This window comes from Capnocytophaga sp. oral taxon 326 str. F0382 (assembly GCF_000318295.1).
GTDB lineage: Bacteria > Bacteroidota > Bacteroidia > Flavobacteriales > Flavobacteriaceae > Capnocytophaga > Capnocytophaga periodontitidis.
This window is the reverse complement of the sequence record NZ_KB291410.1, coordinates 1-1,091: the sequence shown is the minus strand read 5'-3', so window position 1 is coordinate 1,091 and position 1,091 is coordinate 1. Positions and strand designations below refer to the sequence as shown.

Sequence of the window (1,091 nt, the reverse complement as noted above, 5' to 3'; positions counted from 1 at the left end):
TGTTGCTGATGCAACTCCATCGACAGTATCATTATTCAATATAGTTCCTACTACTGTTGCTGTACCGCTCGTTGGTACATCGTAAGCATTATCACCTGCTGTAGGGGCTGTTGCTGTAGGTGATACAGTGAGTACTGTTGTACCACTTACACAAGTACTTGGTGTTGCTGTTGTACAAACATCGTAAGTAATTGTGTAGACTCCTGGAGGCAATGTGCCTGGGACTGTAATAGTACCATCAGGATTCAATGTAGGAGTAGGAGCTCCAGGTGCAGCACCTGGTGTTACTACTACATTGGTAATAGTTACATTACTTCCTGTTGCAGAAGCAGTGGTACCGTCTGGTTTCACTATATCATCATTGTTCAAGATACTTGGTGTTGTACTAGTACCTGTTTGCGTTACTGTAAGGTTTTCAGGACGGATAATAGGTGATGGCTGACTTACAGTAACTGTAAGGGTACCACTTGTACAAGCTACAGGTGTAGCTGTTGTACATACATCATAAGTGATAGTATATACACCTGGAGGTGTGGTAGGTGGTATTTGTACGTTACCTGTAGTTGGATCTATCACTGGTGTATTAGGTGTGATAGGACTTGTTATAGTAATGGTTACATTTCCACCTGTACCTGCCGTTGCTGACTGAGTACCTACTGTATCGTTTGTCAATATGTTACCTATTGTACGGGTTGTTGTACTTGTAGGTGTTGATGGTACTATTGGTAAATTATCTGGTGTGATTACTGGAACCTCGCCTACTACTACTGTAGCGGTTGCTGTTTTACAGTTAGAAGGATTCAATACTTCACACACTCTGTATACAATATTATAAGTACCTGACTTAGTACCTGTTGGTACAGTTATCTTACCTGTAGTGGTGTTTAAAGTAGGTGTAGGTGTACCTCCTAAGCTTGTTGCTGGAGTTACAACTGCTATAGTTACAGCTGTTGAACTTACTGGGTTTCCACCTAAAGTTGCCGTATCTATTACAGTTTCTGTTGAAGTAGTTCCTGGTGCTAAAGGATATACTTTAGAAGGTACTACTAATTCAGGGGCTCCGACAGTTACCACTACAGTGCGTGTTCCTG

General features: G+C 41.7%; 1 pseudogene. It reads right to left on the bottom strand.

Going from position 1 to position 1,091, the window contains the following annotated elements:
- Positions 1-1,091: pseudogene (locus HMPREF9073_RS15925) on the bottom strand (hypothetical protein); the annotation flags it as partial.